At 68.9% G+C, this 19,750-nt stretch carries 14 protein-coding genes; 7 read left to right on the top strand and 7 right to left on the bottom strand.

Annotation, left to right across the window (positions count from 1 at the left end; genetic code table 11):
- The 7 genes from ACWDR0_RS16245 to ACWDR0_RS16215 all read right to left on the bottom strand — a co-directional run.
- The coding region (locus ACWDR0_RS16245) for an FG-GAP repeat domain-containing protein (protein ID WP_456352326.1) at nt 1–1,949 on the bottom strand (1,949 nt) is incomplete at its 3' end.
- A gap of 429 nt (nt 1,950–2,378) precedes the next feature.
- Nucleotides 2,379–2,798, bottom strand: a complete 420-nt coding sequence (locus ACWDR0_RS16240) for a PIN domain-containing protein (protein ID WP_456352325.1) — start codon at nt 2,796–2,798, stop codon at nt 2,379–2,381.
- Nucleotides 2,798–3,040 (bottom strand): type II toxin-antitoxin system VapB family antitoxin, encoded by a 243-nt coding sequence (locus tag ACWDR0_RS16235; RefSeq protein ID WP_456352324.1) that lies wholly within the window; start codon nt 3,038–3,040, stop codon nt 2,798–2,800. Before ACWDR0_RS16235 ends, ACWDR0_RS16240 begins: the two co-directional genes overlap by 1 nt.
- A 320-nt stretch (nt 3,041–3,360) precedes the next feature.
- The gene (locus tag ACWDR0_RS16230) at nt 3,361–3,768 is read right to left on the bottom strand and encodes a type II toxin-antitoxin system VapC family toxin (RefSeq protein WP_456352323.1); all 408 of its coding nucleotides are present in this window, start codon (nt 3,766–3,768) and stop codon (nt 3,361–3,363) included.
- A gap of 372 nt (nt 3,769–4,140) precedes the next feature.
- Nucleotides 4,141–5,253 carry a DUF262 domain-containing protein gene (locus ACWDR0_RS16225; protein ID WP_456352322.1) on the bottom strand — a complete coding sequence of 371 codons (1,113 nt, stop codon included), beginning with the start codon at nt 5,251–5,253 and terminating at the stop codon, nt 4,141–4,143.
- On the bottom strand, nt 5,246–5,845 hold the full coding sequence (locus tag ACWDR0_RS16220) for a hypothetical protein (protein ID WP_456352321.1): 600 nt from the start codon (nt 5,843–5,845) through the stop codon (nt 5,246–5,248). Before ACWDR0_RS16220 ends, ACWDR0_RS16225 begins: the two co-directional genes overlap by 8 nt.
- A 301-nt stretch (nt 5,846–6,146) precedes the next feature.
- The gene (locus tag ACWDR0_RS16215) at nt 6,147–6,713 is read right to left on the bottom strand and encodes a Uma2 family endonuclease (protein ID WP_456352320.1); all 567 of its coding nucleotides are present in this window, start codon (nt 6,711–6,713) and stop codon (nt 6,147–6,149) included.
- Between the two features lie 196 nt (nt 6,714–6,909).
- Here ACWDR0_RS16215 and ACWDR0_RS16210 point away from each other — a divergent pair, with 196 nt between their 5' ends.
- From ACWDR0_RS16210 to ACWDR0_RS16180, 7 genes are all read left to right on the top strand, one after another.
- Complete coding sequence (locus ACWDR0_RS16210) at nt 6,910–8,934, top strand: thioredoxin domain-containing protein (RefSeq protein ID WP_456352319.1); 2,025 nt, start codon at nt 6,910–6,912, stop codon at nt 8,932–8,934.
- 643 nt (nt 8,935–9,577) lie between these two features.
- The gene (locus tag ACWDR0_RS16205; protein ID WP_456352318.1) at nt 9,578–10,882 is read left to right on the top strand and encodes a glycosyltransferase; all 1,305 of its coding nucleotides are present in this window, start codon (nt 9,578–9,580) and stop codon (nt 10,880–10,882) included.
- A 176-nt stretch (nt 10,883–11,058) separates the two neighbouring features.
- Complete coding sequence (locus tag ACWDR0_RS16200; protein ID WP_456352331.1) at nt 11,059–12,804, top strand: ArnT family glycosyltransferase; 1,746 nt, start codon at nt 11,059–11,061, stop codon at nt 12,802–12,804.
- Nucleotides 12,801–14,006 carry a glycosyltransferase gene (locus ACWDR0_RS16195; protein WP_456352317.1) on the top strand — a complete coding sequence of 402 codons (1,206 nt, stop codon included), beginning with the start codon at nt 12,801–12,803 and terminating at the stop codon, nt 14,004–14,006. Before ACWDR0_RS16200 ends, ACWDR0_RS16195 begins: the two co-directional genes overlap by 4 nt.
- A gap of 182 nt (nt 14,007–14,188) precedes the next feature.
- Nucleotides 14,189–16,657 (top strand): galactose oxidase-like domain-containing protein, encoded by a 2,469-nt coding sequence (locus tag ACWDR0_RS16190; protein ID WP_456352316.1) that lies wholly within the window; start codon nt 14,189–14,191, stop codon nt 16,655–16,657.
- A 236-nt stretch (nt 16,658–16,893) separates the two neighbouring features.
- A complete protein-coding gene (locus ACWDR0_RS16185; RefSeq protein WP_456352315.1) occupies nt 16,894–18,255 on the top strand; it encodes a vWA domain-containing protein in 1,362 nt (453 codons plus the stop codon).
- A 69-nt stretch (nt 18,256–18,324) separates the two neighbouring features.
- A complete protein-coding gene (locus tag ACWDR0_RS16180) occupies nt 18,325–19,674 on the top strand; it encodes an FHA domain-containing protein (protein WP_456352314.1) in 1,350 nt (449 codons plus the stop codon).
- Nucleotides 19,675–19,750 lie beyond the last annotated feature (76 nt).

Genomic DNA, 19,750 nt, shown 5'->3' with positions numbered 1-19,750 from the left:
CCGGAGCCGATCTTCGTGCCGGAGGAGATGGTGCCCTTGCCGGTGCCGTAGTAGCGGTAGAGGTCGCCGTTGGCGGTACGGGCGATGAGGTCGGCCCGCTTGTCACGGTTGAGGTCACCGGCGCCGACGATCTTCAAGCCCTTCCAGCTCGTGCCGATCCGGCCGGCCCGGATCAGCTGCCCCGCCTTCGTACCGGTGAACAGGTACAGGTCACCGGTGGCGGTCTGCCGGGCCACCAGATCCGGCAGACCGTCGGCGTTGAAGTCACCGGAGTACGTGAGGCCGTCGAACGCCTTCCAGCCGCTGCCGATCCGCCAGCGCGGCGACGCGGCGGTGACCGGGGTGCCGCGCCGGGGCTGGTAGCGCCACAGCTCACCGGCCGCGTCGACGGCCAGGGTGTCGTTGGCGCGGTCCCCGTTGAGGTCGCCGAACGGAACCAGCGTCGAAGTCCTCGGCCAGGCACCGCCGTCGACCGGGTCGCGGAGCGTGCCGGAGGCGCTGCCCTCGTACACGACGAGCGAACCGTCGGCCCGGCGCGCGTACAGGTCGGGCATCCCGTCGTCGCCGACCATGTCCCGGCGCTTGGCCGCCGTGGTGGGCTTGGGGTTGCCGGTGGCGGCGGTCCACACCTGGTCGACCCCGGTCTCGTACAGTGTCCCGCCGATCTCCTGGGTCCACAGGCCCACACCGCGGCCGTCCGTCAGCGCGCCGACGCTGCCCTCGTCGCGGCTCTGGCCCCTGCCGACGAGTACGGGTTTGCCCCAGACGCCGTGGGAGCGGGTCACGGCCCAGAGTTCGTCCGCCCCCGAGAGCTTCACCGCTGAGCCCATCGCCACAAAGGTGCCGTCGCTCCCGACGCTCGGCGTCCAGAAGTCCACCGACCCGATGTCCCCCAGGGGCCGGGGCTGCGACCAGGTGCCGTTCACCGCGCGGGTCGCGGTCAGGGCCCGGGGGTAGTCGGGCCATACGACGGTGACCCGCCCGTCGGCTTCGAGCAGCAGGGGTGTGGCGTGCCACCCGTCGGAGCCGGAGGGCGCCTGCTCGGTGGCGCCCCATGACGCGCTTCCGGCAGGACGGTACTTGTACTTCTGTACGAGGCTGTCGCGCCAGCTGAGGAGGGTGGCACCGGTCGGGGACGTCTGGACGGACAGATCGGACGGGTACGACTCGCCGGTGTCGACCTCCAGCGGTGCGCTCCAGGTGTCCGTACCCGCGGCGCGGGTCGACAAGCGCAACGACCCCGGGTCATCGAGCTGGGCCTGCCAGGCGAGGGTCACCGCACCGTCGGCGGCGATGGCCGCCCGGAGCTGGTAGGTGGTGCCGGTGGCGACCCGGGCCGGTTGCGACCAGGTGCCGCCGAGGGCAGGGAGTTCCGCGGTGAAGACGCCTTCTTCCCCGTCGCTGGGCAGGCCGTACCAGGCGGCGGTGAAACCTCCGCCCGGCCGGGCCAGCAGTACGAGGTCCTGTCCGATGGCGACACCGGGTACGGAAACCGGCTGAGACCACTCCGCCGCACCGGGCGGGAGAGCCGCCAGCAGATGGTAGTCCCAGCCGTCGGCCAGCCGCCGCCATGTGACGACGACGGCCCCGTCCCGGCCGGTGGTGACCGACAGATCGCTCACCATCTCCTGGTCGCCCGCGATCCGCAGCGGCTTGCCCCAGGCCCCGGCACTCCCGCTCCGGACGGCGCTCCAGATCTCCTGGCCCTTGCCGAACTTGCCCTTGGTCCACACCGCGACGGCGGTCCCGTTCGGGGTGACCACCACCTTGTCGGCCGCGGAGGCATCGACTCCGGTGAGCGGCTGCGGCGTCCCCCAGGTCCGGTCGACCGCGACGGCGGGCGATGCCGTCACCACCCCGGCCACCAGCCCCGCACCGGCGGCCCCCAGGGTCAGCGCGAGCGCGGGCAGCAGAGCCGCGCCGATGACGGCAGTTTTGGATGTACGCAAGGTGATTCCCCCGGTTCCGAAGAGCACGGCACGCGCGGGGCGCCGACGGGTGGGCGCCCCGCCGTACCGACGCTGCTGTCCCCCCGGCCGCACCCCGGCATGCCGATCCAAATTCGAACACCCTAGCAAGCGGTTCCGCAGGTCAGCCGGTGTCTTCGCTGTGCCGGTCTCCTCGTTGTCACCGAAACGGGAAACACCTTGTCCTCTGCAAGCGTCACCACAGCCCCCGCACCCGCCGGGCTCTGCCCGGATGGCCACCTGTTCGGACGGGAACAAGTCATGTGCGGCCGCAACAAGTTCACCCTGACCAATGCGGCAGTCGCCGTTCTGACCGGATGACTTCGACGAGGGGGCACCGGAAAAGCAAAGAGCGAGGCAGACTCAGTAGACGCCCGGGATCCCAAGGTTTTATAGCGCTCTCGGCACCGTTCAGCGGTCGGCGGTGCCTGGTGGCACGACCCACTCGGTGGGTTGGCCGGTGAGGGAGGCGATCATGTCGAAGTCGCCGTCGTAGTGGAGGACGGTCAGCCGGTTCAGTTCCGCTGTCGCGGCGATGAGAAGGTCCGGAAGTGACAGCGCCCGATGGAAGCCCGCATTGAGAGCGTGGCGCTGCACCTCCAGCGCGCGGGTGAAGATGTCGTCACTGCTGGACAGGTAGTCGAAGGCATGGAGCCAGGTGCTGATCCGGGTTGCCTCGGCGGTGTCCCGGGCCGAGTGGATCATCTCGTACTCGGTGGGCTGGCAGACTGCGAGCAGATAGCGGTCGTGGAGAGGCTTCAGGACCTCTCTCACGCCGGGCTTCGTCCAGCGCGCCAGAGCCGATTTGTCGATCAGGAACCGGTCCTGCATCAGGCGGCCCGGCCGCCGTCCCGCTTGAGGGTTCCGTCGGCGTTGCGAGGACCGGTGCTCTCGATGATCTCGCTGAAGTCGAAGTCGCCGGTGTCCATGGCGTCGAAGCCTTCCTGCCGCAGGTGCCGTTTGACGGCATCCTCCATGGCGAGCCGTACGGCCTGGGCTTTGGTCTTGGTGCCGAAGATCCGCATGGCCTCGGCGACCATGGTCTCGTCGAGGTCGATCACTGTCCTTGCCATGCTGGCCTCCTCGGGTATCCAGGTACAGCAAACGATATCATCTTACCTTGCGGGACGATATCGTTTGCCGTGCCAGTGCCATCGCCAGGTCCGTCTTTCTCTGCACCGGGCCATGGCCATGGATTCCCCAAATGACCGCACCCTGCAGGTTCCGGCTGCTCGCCCGGTCGCGGTGCGTTCTGCTGCTCAACCGATCTACCGACCAGGCGAACAGAGCTGTCGAGGGGGACGTCGCCGAAGCCGGGCCATGTCGGCAGAGCGTGGTTCGATAGTTCGACGGCTGGCGCCATTGACCTCGCAGACCCGGTAGTCGATGGTGCTCACACCTCTCTGATGATCACGCGCTTCCCGCAGAGCTTCGACCAGTCGTCACGGTCGGAGGTCAGGGCGACCACGGGGGGCGGGACGCGGAGCGCGAGCGCGGCGACGAGAGCGTCGATGGCGTACTTGTGCCCATGCAGCCCGCCTGCGTCCTGAAGCAGCTCCACTGCGGTCAGGGAGTCCTCTTGGCCGACCGGTTCCACCCGCAGCCGCGAAAGCACCCACTTCAGGCGCGCCGGATCGGTCTTCCCGTGCACGGCTTCGACGATGGTCAGCACAGACGCGAGGACGGGAACTCCGGCCTGCCGGGATGCCTCGATGCGAGCGGCCATCTTGCGGTCGTTGCGCAGCAGTAGGGACAGAGCCTCGGAGTCGAGCACCAGCGAGCGGGCCAGCTGCTCCTTCACACGGCGCCCCGCTCGACATCCTTGGTGTTCACGTCTCGGAACAGCTCGCGACGAGCGGCTTGTTCTCCCGATCCGTGAGCGCGCCGTGTTCCTCCTCGTGGGACGTCACGATCTCGGCGAGTGTTCTCGACCTTGACGAGTTGCCCCGGCCTGAGGCCGACCCCCGCTGACCGCACCACCTGCGCTCATTGTCGGAGGCGGCGTCATTCGCAGGATCGCGCTTCGGTGCCGTACGGCGCGCAACAGCCCCTGGTCTACGCGGCATATGGGCTTCTGAATGCCGGTGAGACGAGGAGCTGGAGGCACCCGGCGAGGTTTGGCACGGGGTGTCGGTCCACACCTCGATTGCTTAAATGGACAGGCTTGGGGAGGTCAGCTTTTGAGAAACTTTGAAAGAATCAACGTCAGCTGCTGAGAGCGAGCTCGACGCGCGCCCAGGTCGGACGAGTTCCGGATTCCGGACGTGTACTCATCGATGATCTCCTCGACTTCCTCCGCCGTCATGCCGGCCGTGGCTGCGAGAGATGACATGAGTCCAGCCGTTTCACCGTTCTCGCCATTGCGCTTCCTGGCCGAGACTGCACGCTGGAACATATCCAGAAGATCCCGAATCTGAGCAGTCCGGGCAGGGGTGGCGTCGTTGAGATCCTGGCGTAGTCCCCAGGAAACATGCAGAAGCGTGAACATGTCGACGATGTTCGACCACCTGGTTCGACCAACCCACTTGATGGTATTTTCGAGAAGTGTCAGCAGGTCGAGAAATTCCGTCGAACGGTCCTGGTACTCCTCGAAATCTGCAGAGATTTTATCGTAGCGCTCATTGAGCTCGTTCTTTTTGTTGGACAGTCCGAAGATGCAGCTTCCGAAGACCTCGGCATAGAATTCCAGATCGCCTCCTCGCTGGCGTCGTTCGCCACTGAAAACTCCGGAATCCGAGCTCATCTGGTGAGCTGCGCAGTCTTTGAGGAAATCATTGAACGGGCCAGGCAGCAAAGCATTTCGGAGCTCTTGCTCCGTCAGTACCATATTGACCCTGTTGACGCGGGCGAAAACTGCTCGCACGAACTCGTCGGCGAGATTGGACAGGCGTCGAATCGGGAAGCGGTATTGAAAGAACTCTTGGCGTACATCGTCAGGCAGCTCTTTGAAGAACTTCCCCTCGAACTTTTCGCTTAGCTTCTCGTCCTCCAAGCCGTCCAGAGGGAACTTGTTGTTAAGGAACTCGAGAAGGGAAGTGAGGCGCTGCTGGCCATCAACAACAGAAGCGGACTGTTCCCCTTCCGGCGATGTTTCGTACGCAAGGTAGATCTCGGGGATCGGATATCCGAGGAGAATGGTCTCCATGAGTGAAACCTTGGCGCGCTCGGGCCAGACGGCCTGTCGCTGGTACTCGGGCTGGAGGATCAGTTCACCGGATTTGTCCAGCGACCGGAACTCTGCCACCGTCTTTGATTCGATCTCGAACTTAAGTCCATGGTCAGCCATGGTGCACACCCTCCTCGATGGCGCGGTCCCGCGCGATATTCACACTCTTTAGCTGATAGTTTCTGAGTGACCTGTGGTTGCGGTATAGTCGATAATTGACTTCACAGTTTCTGAAGGTGCTGCCGAGATCCTGGATGAAGAGATCCCTGGACCGTGACCATTGTTCTCCGAAAGACAATCGAGGCAGTACGATATCGAGGGCGATGCATTCTTCGAAAACTAGCTTGCGCAGGTAGTTTTTATTGCCGGAGAAGAGGTCCTCCTCGATTATCCCTCTAAGTTCGGACCACGCCTTGTCGAACAATTCTGGTGAAATTATTGCAATGTCCAGGTCTGAACCTTCATGAAACCTCCTGAAATTTTTCTTTGGGTTCATGGAATAGCCCAGGCGAGCACTTCCGACTAGCTGGACGGCCATGGGATCCACGCCCAGCTCGGTTGCAACCAGATGTCTCCATTTGATGTAGCTGAGCTCTTGAGGCCATACCGCGGGTGTTCCGTCGAACAGTCGGGCGGTCACAAAATAGTCAACTTCCTGCCCCAGCGAACTGAACTCTTTCCAGAATTCAGGTAGTCCTGAAGCATTACCCATCGTGCCCCCCTCAACGAGTGCCGAGCCGACTGCGTCTGTTGCTGCTGTAGCATCTGCGCTGCACTGGACCGGAAGTGGTGAAACCGGAGCCATCGCCTTGGTTGCGCGGCCGTGGTGCGATCTTCCATGCAATCGTAACTGTCGGCCGACATCGCGAATTCAAGTTCAGTTGCGAGTCGGGACGGCATCGGCAGGCGATGCATCTGGCCCGAAAGTGAGAAATGTTCCGATCCGTCCGTGGTGGAGCGCTGTCCGTTCGCTACCAGTCGGATGGTGAAAGGTAACAGAGCCGCTCCGTTCCCTACAGGACCCCAAGGTCGAGCGTGATGGAGAAAGGCGCGGTGGCTTTCACCGTGCCGGTAAACATCTCGCCGTCCCTGTACGCCTTGGTGGCGGGGTCGAGGACGTAGGTGTAGATGATCGGGACGCCGGTGGCGGCCTGCTCGACCCGCCAGTAGAAGGGGATGCCGGCCTTGGCGTACTGGTCCACCTTCACGACCCGGTCGGTGGTCTCCGAGCCGGGCGACACGACCTCGACGACCAGGAGTACGTGCTGGGGGCGGGTAGGCGCGAGGTCGATGGTTTCCGACCGGTAGACGATGACGTCCGGGCGGCGGTTGGTGAGCGGAACGTCCTGCAGGCGGACGTCGAAGTCCGTGTCGGCGTTCCAGTCCGGGCCCGCGGCGGCGTCCAGGGCGTTGGCGAGGATGCGGGCCAGTCGGTTGTGGCGCTTGGAGGCGCTCGGGCTCACGACGACCATCCCGTCCACGATCTCGATGCCGGCGCACTGCTCCTCGGACCAGGAGTCGTACTGCTCCGCGCTGATCTGCGAATGCATCCACGCGGGTGCCACCATCTCGGCGGTCATGGTGTACCTCCTTCGAGGAGCCTCGGCAGGTCCGGCGCTGCTGCGCCCAGCCTACTGTTCCGCGGTGCCGGGGTACCCGACTCGCAAGAGAAGGAGTCGCCCGCCAGGCGATGGCTCGCATGTGTCATTCGGCCAAGCGGGGCGGGCTCATCGGTGAATCACCGGTCGCGGCAGGCGCTGTGAGAGGCTGGGCCGTATGAACCGGTTGGCTGGTGCGACCTCGCCTTATCTGCTTCAGCATGCCGACAATCCGGTCGACTGGTGGCCGTGGGGATCGGAGGCTTTCACGGAAGCGGAACGGCGCGATGTGCCCGTTCTGCTGTCGGTCGGTTACTCCGCGTGCCACTGGTGCCATGTGATGGCCCACGAGTCCTTCGAGGACGAGGTCACCGCCGCATACCTCAACGAGCACTTCGTTCCGGTGAAGGTCGACCGGGAGGAGCGGCCCGATGTGGACGCCGTCTATATGGAGGCGGTGCAGGCCGCGACCGGGCAGGGCGGCTGGCCGATGACGGTGTTTCTCACCGCCGGCGGGGAGCCCTTCTACTTCGGTACCTACTTCCCGCCCGAGCCGCGGCACGGCATGGCGTCGTTCCGGCAGGTGCTGGAGGGCGTCACGGCCGCGTGGCGGGACCGGCGGGACGAGGTCGGGGAGGTCGCCGGGAAGATCACCCGGGATCTCGCGGCGCGGGCGCCCGCGCACGGCGGGGAAGGGGTGCCCGGCGAGGACGAGCTGGCCCGGGCGCTGCTCGGGCTGACCCGGGAGTACGACGAGCGGTACGGCGGCTTCGCCGGGGCGCCCAAGTTCCCGCCGTCCATGGTGCTGGAGTTTCTGCTGCGGCACTACGCCCGTACGGGGGCCCGCGGCGCCCTCGACATGGCCGCCGGGACCTGCGAGGCGATGGCCAGGGGCGGGCTCTACGACCAGTTGGGCGGCGGCTTCGCGCGCTACTCGGTCGACCGCGAGTGGGTCGTGCCCCACTTCGAGAAGATGCTCTACGACAATGCGCTGCTGTGCCGTGTCTACGCCCATCTCTGGCGGGCCAACGGCTCCCCGCTCGCCCGCCGGATCGCCCTGGAGACGGCCGACTTCCTCGTCCGTGAACTGCGGACCGCCGAGGGCGGCTTCGCCTCGGCACTGGACGCCGACAGCCATGACCCGGCCGGAGAGCACGCCGAGGGAGCGTTCTACGTCTGGACGCCCGGCCAGCTGACCGAGGCGCTCGGCGAGGCGGACGGCCGCCGGGCCGCCGCGGTCTACGGGGTCACGGAGGAAGGCACCTTCGAGCGGGGCGCCTCGGTACTGCAGCTCCCCGGTGACGGTGACGGCGATCCGGACCTGCGCGCCAGGCTGTTCGAGGCGCGCGAGCGGCGGCCCCGGCCCGAGCGGGACGACAAGGTCGTCGCCGCCTGGAACGGGCTCGCGATCGCCGCCCTCGCCGAGACCGGCGCCTTCTTCGACCGGCCCGACCTGGTGGAGCGTGCCACCGAGGCCGCCGATCTGCTGGTACGGGTGCATCTGGACGACGGCGCCCGGCTCGCCCGTACCTCGAAGGACGGTGTCGCGAGTACCAACGCGGGCGTTCTGGAGGACTACGCGGATGTCGCCGAGGGGTTCATCACCCTCGCGGGCGTCACCGGCGAGGGCGTCTGGCTCGACTTCGCGGGCGTCCTGCTCGATCTCGTGATCACCCTGTTCACCGGCGAGAACGGCACGCTCTACGACACCGCGCACGACGCGGAGCAGCTCATCCGGCGGCCCCAGGACCCCACGGACAACGCGACTCCCGCCGGATGGACCGCCGCCGCCGGAGCACTGCTGTCGTACGCCGCGCACACCGGCTCCGAGCCCCATCGCACCGCCGCCGAACAGGCCCTCGGCGTGGTGAAGGTGCTCGGCCCCCGGGTGCCGCGGTTCGCCGGATGGGGGCTGGCGGTGGCCGAGGCACTGCTCGACGGCCCCCGCGAGGTCGCGGTCGTCGGCCCGGAGGGCGATCCGGCGGCCCGCGCCCTGCACCGTACGGCGCTGATCGCCCCGGCCCCCGGCGCGGTCGTCGCCTCCGGGGCCCCGGACGGCGACGAGTTCCCGCTGCTGCGGGGGCGCCCGCTGGTGGACGGCGAGGCCGCGGCGTACGTCTGCCGGGGCTTCACCTGCCGTACCCCGACCACGGATCCGGCGGAGCTGGCCGCGGAGCTGGCGGGAGCGCCGGAGGGCGGCTGACCCGGGGGCGTCCGCCCCGCCCGTGCCCTGCCCGGAGTGTGCCTTCCGGCGTACCGGAGGGGGCTGAGGGTTCTCCTTCGGCCGGGACGGCGCGGTCCGGCTGGTGCACGCCGGCCTGTGCCCGTGGGCGTGAGGGACCCGTGCGTGAGGGATTCGTGGTGGTCGTGAAGGCGCCGCCGTGTCGTGGCCCTGTGACACGGCCGGGGCGGGCTTGTTGTGTCCCTGTCCACTTTTATTCGTACCGCCGGTAACGGCGGGGTGACGACTGATCCCATCCGTCACAACAGGCCCAGGAGACAACCCATTTCACCTGGGACGTCAAGACTCCCGACTCCTCCTGAATGGAAACGAGACAGAGTTTTGCTAAACCATGACAGATGGCCGTCTCTGGACCACCCTTGACCAGGGGTGGTTTCAACGTGGTCGAGAATGCGCCAAGTTCCGGCAGTTCGCCAGTGTGATCAAATCGGCACCGGACTTTCACATTCCACCACTAAGGTCCACCTCAGCTACAACTACGAGTAGCCGGGAGAGCACGCAGGGGAGCGCGTGACTCTGCCCGGGACCATTGGCGCGTTCGCCGGCAGGGGGGTCCTGTACGCCGCGCGCGCAGGGGGAATTCCAAGTTCCGAGGGGGGACTTCGTGCTGTTATCGGTATTCGTCGTGGCCATATCCCTGGCCCTGTTCGGCATGGCGGTCTTCACGCTCTGGTGGCAGATGCACGCCTGGCGTACCCCCGAGACCCTGGCCGGGACGCGCTTCGACCGCCCCGACGGGGACGTCGGACTCTCGTTCTCGCTGCTGCTCCCCGCCCGCCACGAACAGGCGGTGCTGGAGCACACCATCGACCGGCTCCTGGAGTCCAGCCACACCAACTACGAGATCATCGTGATCGTCGGACACGACGATCCGGAGACCGCGGCGGTCGCCGAACGCGCCGCGGAACGCGATCCGCTCCGGGTCCGGGTGGTCACCGACACCCATGAGAAGAAGAACAAGCCGAAGGCGCTGAACACCGCGCTGCCGCACTGCCGCGGCGATGTCGTCGGTGTCTTCGACGCGGAGGACCAGGTCCACCCCGAGCTGCTCGCCCATGTCGACCACGCCTTCCGGACCACCGGCGCCGATGTCGTCCAGGGCGGGGTGCAGCTGATCAACTTCCACTCCAGCTGGTACAGCCTCCGCAACTGCCTGGAGTACTTCTTCTGGTTCCGCAGCCGGCTCCACCTCCATGCGGAGAAGGGCTTCATACCGCTCGGCGGCAACACCGTCTTCGTCCGGACCGATGTACTGCGCGAAGCCGACGGCTGGGACCCGGAGTGCCTCGCCGAGGACTGCGACCTCGGGGTACGGCTCTCCTCCGTCGGCAAGAAGGTCGTCGTCGCGTACGACAGCGATATGGTCACCCGCGAGGAGACCCCCGACACCCTGCTGAGCCTGCTCAAGCAGCGCACCCGCTGGAACCAGGGCTTCCTCCAGGTCTACCGGAAGAAGGACTGGAAGCAGCTCCCGGGCCGGGGCCGCCGGATGCTCGCCCGCTACACCCTGATGACGCCGTTCCTCCAGGCGTTCTCCGGAGTGATCATTCCGCTGAACGTCGGGATCGCACTCTTCTTCGACGTTCCCGTCGGCGCGGCCATGGTGACCTTCCTCCCGGCGATCGCGGCCGTGGTGACGTTCATCTTCGAGGTCGTCGGACTGCACGACTTCGGCAAGCAGTACGGGCTGAAGGTGCGCTTCGTCCACTATCTGAAGCTCGTCGTCGGCGGCCCCTTCTACCAGGTCCTGCTCGCCGGCGCGGCGCTGCGCGCGGTCTGGCGGGAGCAGCGCGGACGCAACGAGTGGGAGCTGACCAGCCATATCGGCGCCCACCTCCAGAGCGACCGGACCACCGAACCGGCCACCGTCGCCGCCCGCGCAGAAGCCCGAGAGGACGCCCACCGGTGACCACGACCCTGCCCTCCCCGGACGAGACGGCCCCGGACGAGACGGCGCCCAAGTCCAAGGCCCCGCAGCCCAAGGCCCCGCAGTCCCCGGCCTCGCGGAAGCCCGCGCCGGACGGCTCGGCCCAGGAGGAGCCCGGTGCCGGTGCCGGGGACTCCGCGGTGCCCGCCCGCTCCTCCGTGACCACCGCCCGTACCGCGTTCGCGAGGGTCACCGCCAAGTCCGTGGCCACCCGGCGGCGGACCGAGCCCAGACCCGTCGTACGGTTCCGCTCGTCCCGCCCCGATCTGCTTCTCTGCTTCGGTCTGCTGGTGGTCATCGTCCTGGTCCAGGGCTGGAACATCACCGGCTTCCCCGCCCTCAGCGACGACGAGGGCACTTATCTCTCCCAGGCCTGGGCGGTCCAGCAGGGCGAGGGCCTCGCCCACTACACCTACTGGTACGACCATCCCCCGCTCGGCTGGCTCCAGATAGCGGGGCTCACCTATCTGCCCGCGCAGATCTGGCCCGAGTCGATGAACGTCGCGACCATGCGGCCCGTGATGCTGCTGATCAGCGCGATCAGCTCGGTCCTCGTCTATGTGCTGGCCCGCAGGCTCTTCCTGCCCCGCTGGGCGGCCGCCGTGGCGATGGCCGCCTTCGGCCTCTCGCCGCTCTCGGTCTACTTCCAGCGCGAGCTGTTCCTCGACAACATCGCCGTGATGTGGATGCTGCTGGCGTTCTGCCTGGCCGCCTCCCCGAGCCGCCATCTCTGGCACCAGTTCGCGGCCGGACTCGCGGGCGCGGTCGCCGTCCTCTCGAAAGAAACGATGCTGCTGGTCCTGCCCGCGCTGCTGATCACCCTCTGGACCCACAGCCACCGCGAGACCCGCAAGTTCGTGGTCACCGGCGCCATCACCTCCTGCGCGCTGATCGGCTTCTCCTATCCGCTCTACGCGCTGCTGAACAACGAGCTGTTCGCCAGCCCGCACCACGTCTCCCTCTTCGCCGGTATCGAGTACCAGCTCAGCCGGCCCGGCTCCGGTTTCATCCTGGACACCGGCTCCGGGTCCCACAAGACGTTCCAGGCATGGCTCTACTACGACCCGATCCTGCCGCTCGCCGGCGTCGCCGCGGCCGTCCTTTTACTCATGGTGTTCCGCTGGTCGGTCACCGCGCGGGCGCTCGCCGGGCCCGCCCTGGCCGTGGCGATCCTGACGCTGGTCGCGTTCCGGCCCGACGGCTATCTGCCCGCCATGTACGTGATCCAGGCGCTGCCGTTCCTGGCGCTGGTGCTCGCGGGCGCCGCGGCCAGCATCGTCCATATGGTGCTGCACCGCCGTACCACCGCACCCGGCGATGAGACCGCCGCGTCCGGCGATGGGACCGCCGCGGAGCAGGACGGACCGGCCGCCGGGCAGGACGCGTCGGCGGGCCGGTTCCGCAGGCGCTTCGGCCCGCGCCAGCTGCTGGTCGCGGTGCTCACCGGGCTGGCGGTCGGCACCGTCGTACCCTCCTGGGCCGAAGGCAACGAGCACGCCCTCACCCGGGACGACAACCGCCCCTACCGGGCCGCCGCCGACTGGTTCGAGAACGAGATCGACGACCGGGCGAACACCCGGGTCCTGGTCGACGACGCGCTCTGGCTGGACCTGGTCCACGACGGCTACACCCCCGGCACGGGCGCCATCTGGTTCTACAAGGCCGACCTCGACCCGGCCGTCACCAAGACGATGCCGCGCGGCTGGCGGGACGCCGACTACATCGTCTCGTCCCTGACGGTCCGCCGGGACGCGCCCACCCTGCCCACCACCGCCGCCGCCCTCGCCAACTCCACCCCGGTCGTGGTCTTCGGCACCGGCGACGACCGGATCGAGATCCGCCGCATCAACGGCGGCCGGGCGGCGTCCGGCGCGAGTCCGACCACAGCCGGAGGGGACCGATGAGCACCGCCGGAACCGGCGCCGGTGAACACACCGAACCGGAACTCCACGCCACCGGGGTCGCCGAACCCGGCGTCGTCACCGTGGTCGTCCCCACCTTCAACGAGTCGGCCAACGTCGGTGAACTGCTGCACCGGCTCACCGAGTCGGTGCCCGGCCGGCTGCCCTGCGAGGTCGTCTTCGTCGACGACTCCACCGACACCACGCCCGAGGTGATCCGCGGCGTGGCCCAGGACTGCCCCTTCCCGGTCACCGTCATCCACCGGGACACCCCCGAGGGCGGGCTCGGCGGCGCGGTCGTCGAGGGACTGCGGGCCGCCGGCTCCGAGTGGATCGTCGTCATGGACGCCGATCTCCAGCATCCGCCCGCCCTCGTCCCCGACCTGGTCGCCGCCGGTGAGGCGGCCGGCGCCGATCTGGTGGTCGCCAGCCGCTATCTGCGCGGCGGCAGCCGGGAGGGCCTGGCCGGCGGCTACCGGGTCGCCGTCTCCCGTACCGCGACCTGGCTCACCAAAGCGCTCTTCCCGCGCGCCCTGCGCGGTATCAGCGACCCGATGAGCGGTTTCTTCGCGATCCGCCGCAGCGCCGTGACGGAGGCGGTCGACCAGGGCGTACTGCGGCCGCTGGGCTACAAGATCCTGCTGGAGCTGGCGGTACGGCTCCGGCCCCGGGCCGTCGCCGAGGTCCCGTTCGTCTTCCGGGAGCGGTACGCGGGGGAGTCCAAGTCCACCCCCGCCGAGGGCCTGCGGTTCCTCCGGCATCTGATCGGGCTGCGCACCGCGTCGCCGCTGGCCAGGATGGCCGGCTTCGGACTGATCGGGCTGACCGGCTTCGTACCCAATCTGCTGGCGCTGTATCTGCTCACCCGCGCCGGGATGCACTATCTGCCCGCCGAGGTGATCGCCAACCAGTTCGGGGTGGCGTGGAACTTCCTGCTGATCGAAGTGCTGCTCTTCCGCGAACGCCGGGCCCACCGCCACTGGGCGGACCGCACGGCCCGGTTCGCGCTGCTCGCCAACGCCGACCTGCTGCTGCGGATACCGCTGATCGCCCTGCTGGTGGCGGGCGCGGGGATGCCCGTCCTGCCCGCGACCGCCCTGGCGCTGCTGCTCACCTTCGTTCTGCGGTTCGCCGCCACCGAGACCCTGGTCTATCTGCCCCGCAGAGCCCGGGCGTCCCGGCGCGGCACCGCCGGAAACGCCTGACCAAGCGCCTGACCAACGCCCGACCAAACGTCTGACCAACGTCTGACCAACCCCTCCCACAGACACGGCGACCGGTCCGACCCCCGGCCGCCGTTCCGTCCACGAGCCGCTTCGGGGACGCAGTCAGCGCGCGGGCACCGCGGTGCCCGCGCGGAGAACAGCAACAGGGAAGGAGGACCGCCATGCCGTCAGCGATACGCCGCCGCAGATCCATCGCGTTGCTGGCCGTCGCCGCGATGAGCTCAGCGCTCCTCGTCACCTCACCCACGCCCGCGACCGCCGGGCCCAATCTGATCCGCAATCCCGGCTTCGAGGTCCCCGGGGGACCGGGCGACGACGGAATGCCGGAGTGCTGGAAGAAGTCGGGCTGGGGGAACAACGACTTCACCTTCGAGACCGTGGCCGACGCCCGCAGCGGCTCCGCCGCGATGAAGGTGTCGCTGACCCGCAGAGTCGACGGCGACCGGAAGGCGCTGGTCACCGAGAGTTCGCTCTGTGCTCCGAGTGTCACTCCGGGGCGCCAGTACGACCTGTCGTTCTGGTACAAGAGCACCACGCCCGACACCGCCGTCACGCTCTTCCGCCACAACGCCACCACCGGCTGGCAGTACTGGACGGACGTCCTGACCCTGCCGGTCAACCCGGCCGCGTACTCCCGCGCCGAAGTGCGCACCCCCGAGGTCCCGCCGGGTACGGACCGGATCGCCTGGGGCGTCTCGGTGTACGGGGTGGGCTCGGTCACCACCGACGACTATGTGATGGAGGAGGTCGCGGTCCCGGTTCCGGAGCCGGACTGCACCGGCACCCCGGAGGAGTGCGTCAAGGGCCGCTGGGACGTCCTGCCCACCAAGAACCCGGTCCGTTCCATGCACTCGGTGGTGCTGAAGAACGGCAAGGTGCTGGTGATCGCGGGCTCCGGGAACGACCCGATGCTCTTCGCCGCCGGCACGTTCACCTCCGCCGTCTACAACCCGGCCGACGGGTCGTGGCGGCACGTCCCGACCCCCGCCGACCTCTTCTGCGCCGGTCATGTCCAGCTGGCCGACGGCAAGATCCTGGTGATGAGCGGGAACAAGGGCTATCCGACGGCCGACGGCCGGCTCGGCTACCAGGGGCTGAAGGACAGTTACATCTTCGACCCGGACACCGAGCGGTACACCCGCACCAACGATATGCACGACGGCCACTGGTATCCGTCGGCGACCATCCTCGGCAACGGTGACGTGATCACGTTCGGCGGGCTGAAGGAGGACTCCACCGGCAATGTGACGGCGGAGAAGTTCTCCGCCGCGCAGAACCGCTGGCTGCCGATCAGCCAGGTCAACCAGACCTGGTCGTACTGGGGTCTGTATCCGTCGATGATCCTGATGCAGGACGGCAGGCTCTTCTACTCGGGCAGCCATGTCTTCGGCAACGGGACCCCCGGCACCGGCGCGTCGATCTACGACTACGACCGGAACACCATCACCGACGTCCCTGGGCTCCAGAACAAGGACGAGCGCGACCAGTCGGCGAGCGTGCTGCTGCCGCCCGCGCAGGACCAGCGGGTGCTGACGATCGGCGGCGGCAACAACGAGCGCAATCCGGTCGCCAACCGGCTCACCGACATCATCGACCTCAAGGAGCCCAGCCCCCGCTACCGGCCGGGGCCGCTGATTCCGCAGGGCGAGGTCGACCAGGGGCAGGGCCGCCGCCCGCAGCGGGGGGCCGAGGGCAAGATGTACGTCTCCGCCGTACTGCTGCCGGACGGGAAGGTCTTCGAGACCGGGGGCGGGCTGCACGACCGGGCCGACCCGGTGTTCGAGGCGTCCATGTTCGACCCGGTGACCAATACGTACCAGGCGAACATGGCCCGGGACCCGATCCCGCGGGGCTACCACTCGTCGTCGTTCCTGCTGCCCGACGGGCGGGTGATGTCGGTCGGCGACAACCCGGGCAACAACTCCTGGAACCACAACGTGTCCGTGTACACGCCGCCGTACCTCTTCAAGGGCGCCCGGCCGGAGATCACCTCGGTCCCGGACGACCGCTGGAACTACGGCGACACCCAGCGGATCACGGTCAACCGGCCGATCGCCAAGGCGGAGCTGATCCGGCCCGCGGCGGTCACTCACTCCTCGGACCCGAACCAGCGGTTCGTCGACCTGCCGCTGACCGTCCACGGCGGCAACCAGATCGACCTCAATGTCACCAGCAACCCGAATCTGGCACCGCCCGGCTGGTACATGCTCTTCGGGGTCGACGCCAACGGGATCCCGTCGGTGGCCAAGTGGGTCCATCTCGGACCGGCACCGGGCCAGCCGGGCGCCGCCGCGGCCGCGAAGTCCACGGGCGGCCACGGTCACGGGGCACCGGCGCCGAACGTCCATGAATTCGCGGACGCGCTGGAGAAGCCGGCCAAGGCCCCGCTGAAGAAGCGGAGCCATGCGCCGGTGAGCCCCAAGATCTCGGGCTGCGAACCGGCTTACGGCACCCCCGGTGTCTGTGTCCCGGTGAAGTTCCCGAAGGCCGTCCCGGCGACGGCTGCGGCCCGCTGCGACTGGCTGGAGAACCGGGACTACAAGAAGCTCAAGGTCAACGGCCGGTCCGATCCGCACGGACTGGACCGGAACAAGGACGGTACGGCGTGCGGAAAGGGGGACCGCCGCTAGGGAGTTTCTTTCGGATCAGGCCGGATGAGCGAGCGGGGTCTGGTGCCGTGGATCGCAAGGCGGAGGATTGAGCCACTGCGGAGCATTGGTGATTGACGACAACGCAGCGAGGTGCGGTGCCAGGGCACGCGAGCCCGGCAAGATCCGAAAGAGATGACCTAGCGGACCGGAGCCGCCGTCATCAGCACCACCGTCCGATCCGTTCCGTGTTGGATTGCGCGCAAGGAGCCCGCCCGATGGCCAATTTCGCCAAGTCCCAGGTGCCCCGGTTCTCCGTCGACGTCTACCAGAACGAGTTTCTGCCCGAGGGCGGCCGTGAGGTCAGCGCGATCGTCACGGCCACTTCGACCGGCGGCGGCACCAGCGGCGGGGAGCCGCTCCCGGGCGCCTCGGCGTCGCCCTCCGGCATCCCCGACACCGCCGCCCCGGCCGCCGCCGTGGTGATCATGGTCGACTGCTCGGGGTCGATGGACTATCCGCCACAGAAGATGCGCAACGCCCGCGACGCGACCGCCGCCGCCGTCGACACCCTGCGGGACGGTACCGAGTTCGCCGTGATCGCCGGTACGCACACGGCCCGCCAGGTCTACCCCGAGCGCGGCGGTCTCGCGGTCGCCGACGTGTACACCAGGAACGCCGCGAAGGCCGCGCTGCGGAGACTGCACGCGGGCGGCGGCACGGCGATCGGCACCTGGCTGCGGCTCGCGGACGAGTTGTTCGCCGGGGCCCGGGCCCGAATACGCCACGGCATCCTGCTCACCGACGGCCGCAACGAGCACGAGTCCCCGGAGGACCTGCACGCCGCCCTGGAGGCGGTGGCGGGCCGGTTCACCTGTGACGCCCGGGGCGTGGGCACCGACTGGGAGGTGAAGGAGGTCACCGGGATCGCCTCGGCCCTCCTCGGTACGGCGGACATCGTCGCCGATCCGGCGCATCTCGCGGCCGACTTCACCGCCATGATGGAGAACGCGATGGGCAAGGAGGTCGCGGACGTCGCCCTGCGGCTGTGGACGCCCGTCGGGGTGGAGATCGCCTATGTCAAGCAGGTGGCCCCGACCGTGGAGGACCTCACCGCCCGGCGCACCGAGGCCGGTCCGCGGGCCGGTGACTATCCCACCGGCTCCTGGGGCGACGAGTCGCGCGACTATCACATCTGCGTACGGGTCCCGGAGGCCGGCATCGGCCAGGAGATGCTGGCGGCCCGGGTCTCGCTGATCGTCCCGGCGGCGGACGGCGGCGCTCCGGACGTGCTGGCGCAGGGGCTGGTCCGGGCCGTGTGGACGGACGATCTGGCCTCCTCCACCGCCATCAACCCGCAGGTCGCGCACTACACCGGGCAGGCCGAACTCGCCGAGGTCATCCAGGAGGGCCTGGATGCCCGCAAGTCGGGCGATATCGACGGTGCAACGGCGAAACTGGGACGGGCCGTCCAGTTGGCCGAGGCGTCCGGAAACGCGGACACTGCGAAACTCCTTTCGAAGGTGGTGGACGTGGTCGATGCGGCGACGGGTACTGTGCGACTGAAAGCAAAGGTCGCCGACGCCGACGAGATGACCCTCGAAACGCGCTCGACGAAGACGGTCCGCGTCAAGAAGTAGCCGCGTACCACCGCCACGACGGATGAAGCAGCGGCCCTCGGGCCGGACAGGAGAGGGGGAGGCGCCTCCATGCCGACCTGCCCGAACGGACACCAGTCGGGTTCCGACGACTGGTGCGAGGTCTGTGGCCACCGTATGGCCGGCCCCGGCGCTCCCATGGGGGCCGCGGTGCCCCCGCCGCCTCCGGGTTACGGCTTCCCGGGGCCCGGCGGCGATCCGAACGCCACCGCGCAGGCCGAGCTGTGCCCCCAGTGCCGTACGCCCCGGGAGGCCAACGCGCCCTTCTGCGAGGAGTGCCGCTACAACTTCCTGACCAACACCGCGACGTCGTACACCCCGGTGGCGACCGGCCCCCGGCCGGGGCTGAACCTCCCCGCGGGGTTCACCAACCAGCCCGGGCTGCCGCAGCCGGGCCCCGGCGCTCCCCCGCCGCCGCCCGGAGCCGGGATTCCCGGGTTCCCGGGTGGCCCCGGCGCCGCCCAGCAGGGCCCCGGCGGTCCGCAGGGCCCCGCCCCGGGCGGACCCGGCCATGACCCGTTCGACTACCAGAGCTCGCGGCCCTCGCAGCTCAACCGGCCCGCGGAGCCGCTGCACGAGGCAGCGGGCCACGGCCATCAGGCACCCCCGCCGCCCGGTTTCCCGCAGGCGCAGCAGCCGCCGTTCGGCGGCGGACCCGGCGGCCCCGACCCCCGCGGCTTCCAGGGGCCCGGCGGTGGTCCGGCCGGTCCGCCGTCCGCCTTCCAGCAGCCCGCGCCGCCGCAGCAGCCCGGTCCGGGTCCGGCGGCTCCCGTCGCACCCGTCGACGACTGGCCGCTCAGCCCGCCGTCCGCGCCCGCGCCGCAGGGTCCGCCGCCCGGCGTCTACCAGCCGCCCGCGCCGCCTCCGTACGGCGGACCGCAGGGCCCCGGCCACCAGGGTCCGCCCGGCGGGCAGATGCCCGGACCGCAGAGCCCCGGCGGACCCGGTCCGCACCAGCCGCTGCCGAACCCGCCCGGCGCGTTCGGCCAGGCCGATGCCTGGACCGCGGTCATCGGCCCGGACCGGGACTACTTCATGGCGATGATGCAGCGCAGCGGCCCGGACGCCGGCAGCCTCAACCTGCCCGCGTACTCCCCCGAGCAGCGCCTTCCGCTCACCGGCAGCCAGATCACCATCGGACGGCGCCGCCAGTCGACCGGCGAGGCACCCGACATCGACCTGTCGGTCCCGCCGGAGGACCCGGGCGTCTCCCACAAGCACGCGGTGCTGGTGAAGCAGTCCGACGGCTCCTGGGCGGTCGTCGACCAGAACTCCACCAACGGCACCACGCTCAACGGCGCCGAGGAGCCGATACAGCCCTATGTCCCCGTGCCGCTGCACGACGGCGACCGGGTCCATGTCGGCGCCTGGACGACGATCACCGTCCACCGCGGCGCCTGACCCGGTACGGGTGCGGGACGGCCGGACCGTCCCGCACCCCCGCCGGTGCCGCCGCGAAAGCCCCCGTGCATGCCCC

The sequence above is a fragment of the Streptomyces sp. NPDC003691 genome, assembly GCF_053981115.1.
Note: the sequence above shows the minus strand (reverse complement) of the source record. Positions and strands in the feature narration are given on the sequence as shown.